General features: G+C 71.1%; 6 protein-coding genes. 3 read left to right on the plus strand and 3 right to left on the minus strand.

The annotated features are described in order from the left end of the window. The first annotated feature begins 26 nt into the window (after positions 1–26). The 3 genes from QMK30_RS32055 (at position 27) to QMK30_RS32065 (ending at position 1,595) form a co-directional block, all read left to right on the plus strand. Positions 27–878, plus strand: coding sequence for a helix-turn-helix domain-containing protein (locus tag QMK30_RS32055; protein WP_283521825.1), 852 nt, complete (start codon positions 27–29; stop codon positions 876–878). Between the two features lie 97 nt (positions 879–975). Continuing rightward, positions 976–1,158 (plus strand): hypothetical protein, encoded by a 183-nt coding sequence (locus QMK30_RS32060; RefSeq protein WP_283521826.1) that lies wholly within the window; start codon positions 976–978, stop codon positions 1,156–1,158. 44 nt (positions 1,159–1,202) lie between these two features. After that, positions 1,203–1,595, plus strand: a complete 393-nt coding sequence (locus tag QMK30_RS32065) for a DUF6415 family natural product biosynthesis protein (RefSeq protein WP_283521834.1) — start codon at positions 1,203–1,205, stop codon at positions 1,593–1,595. Between the two features lie 7 nt (positions 1,596–1,602). Here QMK30_RS32065 and QMK30_RS32070 read toward each other — a convergent pair whose 3' ends face one another. The 3 genes from QMK30_RS32070 to QMK30_RS32080 all read right to left on the minus strand — a co-directional run bounded on the left by QMK30_RS32070 (position 1,603) and on the right by QMK30_RS32080 (position 7,010). Next, positions 1,603–2,307, minus strand: a complete 705-nt coding sequence (locus tag QMK30_RS32070; RefSeq protein ID WP_283521827.1) for a hypothetical protein — start codon at positions 2,305–2,307, stop codon at positions 1,603–1,605. Positions 2,308–2,643: 336 nt separating this feature from the next. Further along, positions 2,644–5,481 (minus strand): DEAD/DEAH box helicase, encoded by a 2,838-nt coding sequence (locus QMK30_RS32075; RefSeq protein WP_283521828.1) that lies wholly within the window; start codon positions 5,479–5,481, stop codon positions 2,644–2,646. Then, entirely contained in the window at positions 5,478–7,010 is a 1,533-nt protein-coding gene (locus tag QMK30_RS32080) for a hypothetical protein (protein WP_283521829.1), read from the minus strand. Before QMK30_RS32080 ends, QMK30_RS32075 begins: the two co-directional genes overlap by 4 nt. Between the last annotated feature and the right edge of the window lie 491 nt (positions 7,011–7,501).

The raw sequence follows: 7,501 nt of genomic DNA on the forward strand, positions 1-7,501 counted from the left end.
ACGCGCACCCCAAGGGCCGCCACCTGATGACGACCACCTCTCCCTCATCCAGCGCCCAGTCGGCCCGCGAGGCGCTCGCCGTGCGGCTCACGCACCTGCGCAAGGACGCCGGCCTCACCGGGAAGGACCTCTCCGCCCGGTGCGGCTGGCACCCCGCCAAGACCACTCGCATACAGAAAGGTGCGGCGCTGCCCTCGGACAGCGACATCCGCACCTGGTGCACGGCGTGCGGCGCGGACGACCAGGCCGACGACCTCATCGCCACCGCCCGCGCGGTCGACTCGATGTACATGGAATGGCGGCGCCTCCACCAGGGCGGCATGCGCCAGGTCCAGCAGGACTGGTACGACCTGCACGCGCAGACCCGCATCTGCCGCGTCTACCTCTCCAACGTCCCGCCCGGCTTCCTCCAGACCCCGGCGTTCGCGACCGCCCTCATGCACCAGATCACCCGCTTCCAGGGCACCCCCGACGACGTCGCCGAAGCTGTCGCCGCCCGGGTCGCACGCTCCCGGTTCCTCTACGAGGGCGGCCACCGCTACGTCGTCCTCATGGAGGAATCCGTCCTGCGCTTCCGCACCGCCGACCCCGAGGCGATGCGCGGGCAGCTGCGCCACCTTCTGACCGTGATGCCGCTCGCCTCTCTCTCCCTGGGGATCATCCCGTTCACCGCGCAGCGCACCGTGTGGCCGCTGGAGGCGTTCTACGTCCACGACGACAGCAGCGCCGTGGTGGAGACGCTGACGGCGGAGATCAAGGTGACGCAGCCGCGCGAGATCGCCGACTACATGAAGGCGTTCGCCGGCCTCGCGGAGATGGCGGTCCACGGCGACGCGGCCCGCGACCTGATCCGGGCCGCGATGGACGCCCTGGAGTGAAGCCGCCGCAATTACCCGCAATCTCGTTGAGGTCAGCCGCCAACGCTGCGTAGCGTCGAAGTCACCGACGGACCACCAGCCGGAGAGGCGGGGCCGCATGCGCGCACACACCGACACCACCGCCCCGGCCCCGGAGGGCCGCGGCCTCCAGCCGCCCGCCTACGGCGTTCCTTCCCCGGCTCTGCTGGCCCGTGCGGACCGCGGCTTCGCCCGGTTCCTCGCCCAGCAGAACGAGGACCAGGGCGACGGGGACGGCGGCGGCGAGGACACCCAGCGGTGACCGCCGGCCACCCGCGCGAGACCGTCCCAGCAGTCAGGCCCGCCATGCACACCAGCACGCACACCGTCCTGTACGACCCCGACGGGCTGATCGAGGCGGAGCTCCCGCTGGATCGCGAACCGTACGAGTGCCTCGTCAAGGCCGTCCTCGCGTGGACCGACGAGGACACGCTCGCCGAACGCGACTACGAGCAGATCGGCCTCCAGCTCACCGGCCACGCCCGCGCCATCGCCTCCGACGTACGGCGCCGCGCGAACCAGCTGCCCAAGAGCAGCGGGCCCCGGGCGCTCGCCGACGTCGTCCTGCGCGAGACGGAAGGCCGGCTGTCCACGACGATCGAGGGCACCGTGCAGTGCGTCCAGAACCGCGCCCGCCTGGTCCGCGCCCTCTACGCACGCCTGGACCGCCTGGAAGCCGCGCTCGCTCAGGCGGTCTGAACCGCCACTACCCCATGGCGGCGGCCACGGTCTCCAGCACGGCGCGCTGCTGCGGGTCGATGGGCGCGTCGGCCTCGCGCACCGAGCGAAGCGTGGTCCCTTCGGCGCACAGCCTGCACAGCCCCATCACCGGGAACGGACCAGCACCGATGAGGGTGTGCGAGGCGGCGCTCTCGTAGACGGGCCGGTAGCAGCCGGGACACAGGCGGCAGTCCTCGACTTCATCCGCCGCCGGCGCGTCCGGGCCAAGCAGCGGGACGATCCGGCGGAGGTTCTCGCCGGCCTCTGCCCACAGGCTCATCGGTCGTTCGGCTCGCCGCTCGAAGGTTCCGCCGTCTTCCCCGTCGACGGTACGGACTCGGGCCAATGTGCCGATGCCTTCCTCCGGGTAGTCGGGGAAGAACAGCAGGGCGGTCTGGAACCCGGGCCCTTCGTCCATGCCGATGCCGTGCTTCTGCCCGGAGGCGAGAGCCGCGCCCAGATCGGTCAGGCCCTGGCCGTTGTCGTCGTTGCGCAGCCGGAGCGCCCACGCGGCTGGCACGCCATCCATCTCGGCAGGTGAGGAAGTGATCAGGATGCCGTTGCCGGACTGGCGAACGTCCAGGTGGTACATGCCCTCGGTGGAGTGGAACGCGGTGCCGAACCATTCCGTGGTCGGCTGTTCCCTCTTGGCCTGCGGGCGGCGCGGCTTGTGCTGCTTGTGACGTCCCATGATGTGCCTCGCAGAAGTGGCCCGTGCACGGGCCGAACGGTCCGCTGAACCCACAACCGCCAGGCCGACAGACCGGGTACGCCAGAGAGCCAGCGTTCACCCGCCCGGCCCCCAGGGGCCGCAACACCGCCCTGCAACACCGCTCTGCAACACCGCTCTGCAACGCGAGTCTGCAACAGGCACCGTTGCGCCCCTGACCTGCTGGAAAGCCTGCCAGGAGTAGGGGCAGGGCATGCGTGTTGCACTCCGTGTTGCAGGGCGGTGCCGATGTCCGGCCGGTGACAGCGCGAGACCCCGGCCTCAAGAGGTCCGGGGTCCGGTCGGGCGCGGGAGCGGTCAGTAGTCGTCGCGTTCGGAGGGCGGTCCGTACTGCTCGATGAGGTCGCAGGTACACGTACCGCCCTCGTGCAGCGCCTTGTCGCACTCATCGTGGTGGTCACGCTTGCGCGGCGCGGCCTCGATGGCGGCGGGCTGCGCCGGGACGGCCTCAATGGCCGGCACCGCTCCTGCCCAGTCGACGCCCAGCGCGGCGAGGGAGGCGAGCTGGTCCGCGGTCAGCTTGTCCCGCCTCGATTTGGTGTTCGAATTCCACACGCCCAGCTTCACAGTCACCGGCTCCGGCTCGCCGTCGACCGTGATCGTCTCGCTGTGCCCGCGCGGCACCGCCCGCTGCCCCTCCCGCTCGACCCACTGCGCGAGAGCCGCCAGACCCCGCTGGAACGCCTGCTGCGCCTTGGCAGACCCCTTCGCCGCACCGACCGCCGCCGGGGCGGGAGACGGGGCCGCAGGGGCATTGATGCCCAGCGCGGTCAGCCGCTCCCGCTGCTCGGTCGACAGCTGCGCCCAGGTGCCCGGCTCCTGGTGCCGCCACCGCCACTTGCCCACGTCATCGCCCTCGAAGACGACGCCCGGCGCGACGTAGGGCAGGACGCCGACGCCGTCGGCGTCGACCAGGTCGGCGAGCACCCGGTAGTGCCGCTGCCAGTCCAGCGGCCACGGGCAGTCCCAGTCCGGATCGATCGCGGTCAGCTGCGCCGCGCGCTCCGCCGCCCGCTTCGGGTCCTTCCCGAGACCGCCCTTCCGCCGGAGGTTGGCCATGTGCTGCCCGACGGGCACCATCGCCTCGCCCTCGCCCCACACGGCGTCCTGACGGGGCGCGAGGTGCCCGGTGGCCCGCCGGTAGGACCGCAGCGCGGCGAGCTTGCTCTCCCACGCTTCCTCGCCCGGCTCCCAGACCATCCCGGCCTCCGGCGCGTCCAGCAGGGTCTTGCGCCGCTCCTCCAGCTCACCCGCCCGCAGCGCCTTCCGCTGCATATGGACCCAGCGCCCCAGCGGAAACGCCTTCGTCGTTCCCACCTCGACCTCGACGTCATAGGGCACCGCGTGCAGGCCGGTGATCTCGTTCTCGGCCCGCCACCGGATGAGGGCCTGGTAGCCCTCCAGCCACACCAACGACTCGGGCCGGTAGACCCGGGTGCGCAGGAACGCCGCGATCGTCGCCGCGTCGCGCGGGCTGGAGAAGTGCAGCAGGGCCGCTTCGGCGGCGGCCTGGGTGTCGTCGTCCTCTTGGTCCTCGCCCTCACCCTCGCCGCCGGCCCCGACGATCCGCCCGTCGTCGTCCCGCTTGACGTGGACCTTGCGCTTGCCGCTGGTGAGCGCCCGGGAAGCGAGTTGCTCGACCAGACGTTCGTCATGCGAACGCAAGCCCTGCAATACGGCTACAAGGGGGCGGAACGAGGCGCTGGCGACCATGTCGTTCGGGTCCTCGGTGGGCTCCAGGAAGACCGGCACGATGATGCGCGCGATCTTCGTGCTGCCGTCCTTGTTGAGGCGCAGCGCCCGGCCGATGTTCTGCACGATCTCGACCTGGGAGCCGCGGGTGTCGGCGAAGCAGATCGCCTCGACTCCCCGCTCGCCGGTGATGTCCACGCCTTCTCCGAGCACGCGAACGCTGGCGAGGAAGGCGCGGTGGACCCGGCGTCCGGCCGCGTCGATGCCGCCTGCGAACTGGCGCAGTGCCTCGCGCCGCTCGGAGACGAGGTGGTCGCCGCACAGCCACGCCGACCACACGCGGTCCGGGGGCACGTGGCGGCCTGCCTCGAGTTCGTAGAACTCCGCGTCGATCGACGACGCCGGGAGCTTGTCCGCCTTGGCCAGGTCCTCATCGGAGGCGTCGTTGAGGTACAGCGCGGCGGCCGTCTCGGGGAGCTTGTCCGCGAACGCGCGGGCCTCCTCCACCTTCTGGTGGAACGTCATGACGGTGCGGAGGTTGTACGCGGCGGTGTGCTCCAGGAGCGCCGTCTGCAGGAGCGCCAGGCGCCGGCCGCGCCGGGCTTCCTCCGACTCCCCGAGGACGGGGGAGGGGTCCCGGATCTCCAGGACGTCGATCTCGAATCCGGCGAGAATTTCGCGCTCGATCGCCTCGCTCAGACCGAGCTCTGCGAGCCAGGCGCCGTAGGTGCCGTCCGGGTCGTCGGCCATGGTCGCGAGCTCAGCCTCCTGGCCGTTCGCGCCCTTCTGCGGCCGGGCCGCGGCGAGGATGCGGGGGGTGGCCGTGAGGTAGAGCCGGAAGTCGGCGGGGATGCGGGCGTTGTCGTGGATCGCGGCCCATGGACGGCCAAGATCACCGGCGGTTCCGTGTGCCTCATCCACGATGGCGAGGTCGAAGCCCGCCATGCGCTGTCCGTACAGGCGCTCTCCGCCGGCCAGAGCGGTCTCCAGCGGTCCGCGGACCTTGCGCTGGCCCAGGGGTGCGTCGATGTCCTCGCGGTCCACCAGGGAGGCGTACGTGGCGAACATGACGACCGGCCCGTGCCCGGCCCACAGGGCGAGCTGGATCGGGTTGGTGGTGGTGCGCACCCCCAGCGAGTTGAGCACCGCGTCGTTCTCCAGCGAGCACACGGCGACCATCGGCGCGGTGTGGCCCACTGCCCGCCACGCCTGGGCGGTCTGCGCGAGAAGGTCCAGGGTCGGGACGGTCACGAGGATCCGGCCGCCGGGGAAGCACTCCAGGGCGGAGGCGGCAGCCATGATCGTTTTACCGGAGCCGGTCGCTGACACGATCGTTCCCCGGGCACCCTGAGGGGGCACGGATGATCTTGCAGGGAATCCGACCCACTTACGGAAACTCGACTTCTGGTCTACCTGGTGTTCCTTGAGCGGAATCCTGCTCATCGTCCATCACTCTCACTAGTGCCGTACAGCCAGGCTTCCTGGAGTCTTTCGAGGGGGGTGTCCGATTCGCATTCCCTGCTCCAGACCCCCGTGAGCCACATCGGGGCGTTGTCGATCCGCTCGCACAGAACGAACGACTCGGGCGTCTCCACCAGGTGGTAGACGCCCTGGGGGAAGACGCCGGCGGGCCCGTAGATGCGCCACAGCTTCTCCAGGCGCGCCCGGTTCTCGACCAGGTACGCCTGAAGGACTTGCGGGTACGCCTTCCGGTCCGCCAGGCGTACGGTCCGCAGCGCCAGTCCCACCAGCTCGCGGGAGAGTTCCTTGTCCCACTGGGCGGCGCTGGTGCCGGTCACGGCGGCGTAGTGCGGCTCGCACACGGTCAGGACCTGTTCGATCAGTTCCGGGGACGCCTCGCCCCCTTCCTCCTGGCTGTCATCGTCCGAGGCGCGGTCGGCGATGGGCCGGCCTTCGAGCAGGGGCCAGGACGGGTCGGCTTCCACCAGGTCCAGTTCGTGGTGGGTGAGGTGTTGCAGGAGCAGGCGGGACAGGGCGCGGGAGGGGTCGCTGGTGTGCATCTGGTCGTCGTCGGGGTCGCTGCCGCTGGGGAAGCCGAAGCCGGGGAAGACGATGGCGCGGGTGAAGAAGTCGCACAGGACGCCGAACATCTCCGGGTTGGGCATCCCGGTGATGTCCTGGTTGGTCTCGGCGCGCGCGGCGTTCATGACCAGGTCGACGAACGTGCGGCGGGCGGCCTCCTGGCGCAGGACCTCACCGGCCGGTCCCTCCTCGGTCACCTCCACCACGCGGTACAGGCCCTGCTCGCCGTACAGGCCGCCGGGCCGCTCGTTCTCCCGGCGCACCTTGGCCAGGGCCTCTTCCGCAGACCGCGCGTAGGTGTGGTTGGTCAGGGTGGCCGCGCCCGGGTGGGCCTCATCGGTCCGCATGGCCAGGACCCGGTACCGGGTCAGCCCGGCAGGCTCCCCGCTCTCCTCGGAAAGGCCGGCGCCCGGCTCCGCCGCTACGGCCTGCCCGCTGTCCAGCTGCTCCTGCCACCGCAGGAAGGTCTCCGCCTCCTCTTCCGCTGCCTGGTAGGCGGCGTCGTACTTGTCATCGCCGTACAGGGCCGCGGACTCGGTGCACGACTCCAGCAGCCCGGCGTGCTCCCACCGCTCCTCGGAAGCGGGGAGCTGCCCGTGCCTGCCGTCCATCAGGGCAGGCAGCAGGCCGCTGAGGGCGGAAGGAGCGGCCAGGGGAGGGACGGGCAGTACGAGGGCGTTCTCCAGCCGGTGGTCGTCCAGGGCGCTGTACGTCCAGCGGCCGGTGGAGGACCACGTCAGCGTGAGCCCCTCGGGCCACTCCTGGGCGCTCACCAGCGGCGTGCTCACCGCCCACTTCCACGAGGCAACGCAGGACCCGCGGTGCTCGTCATCACGGGCCACCGAATAGGCGGCCTCCGGGAATCCCGCCCGAATGAATTCCTGCTCCACGGCGCGCACATAGCGCTTCCAGATAGGGAAGAGATCCACTGTTCCATTCCTGCTTTCCGGGAAAGAAAACTGACTCTCGATCACGCGCCGCGCCCCGCCCGGGTGGTTGGGGGGTGTCCCGTGTTTCCGCCAACGGTACATGCTGCATCTACCAGATGCACACGCTATACTGGAACCCACACCAACGAGTGACACTCACCCCCTCACGACCAGCCCGCCCGCGCAGCGGGCCCCAAGGTTCTGGAGGCGCAGCCGGAAGGACCGTCAGGCGGGGGAGCGCAGCGGACCCGCCGGGAGCGCCCCCGCGCTCCCTCAACTCCCGTACTGGAGGCCCCACTAGCCGCACCTGGCACCCCGTCAGCCCCCGCCGCGCACCGCGCGGCCAGCCGGGCGCGCAGCGGCCGGCCCCACCGGTCCCAGGAGCGCAGCGGAGGGGACCGCCCTCGCATCGCGAGGGCCAGCGGGAGCGCAGCGACCGCCCCCCTTGCACATCGCGCAGCGATGTGGTACCCGCGGAGCGGGTACCACAT

The organism is Streptomyces sp. H27-C3 (assembly GCF_030063415.1).
GTDB lineage: Bacteria > Actinomycetota > Actinomycetes > Streptomycetales > Streptomycetaceae > Streptomyces.

Bases quoted from the DNA above. Each gene is read 5' to 3' on its own strand.
- QMK30_RS32060 (WP_283521826.1), top strand. From the start codon at position 976: ATGCGCGCACACACCGACACCACCGCCCCGGCCCCGGAGGGCCGCGGC.
- QMK30_RS32075 (WP_283521828.1), bottom strand. From the start codon at position 5,481: ATGAGCAGGATTCCGCTCAAGGAACACCAGGTAGACCAGAAGTCGAGT.
- QMK30_RS32055 (WP_283521825.1), top strand. From the start codon at position 27: ATGACGACCACCTCTCCCTCATCCAGCGCCCAGTCGGCCCGCGAGGCG.
- QMK30_RS32065 (WP_283521834.1), top strand. From the start codon at position 1,203: ATGCACACCAGCACGCACACCGTCCTGTACGACCCCGACGGGCTGATC.
- QMK30_RS32070 (WP_283521827.1), bottom strand. From the start codon at position 2,307: ATGGGACGTCACAAGCAGCACAAGCCGCGCCGCCCGCAGGCCAAGAGG.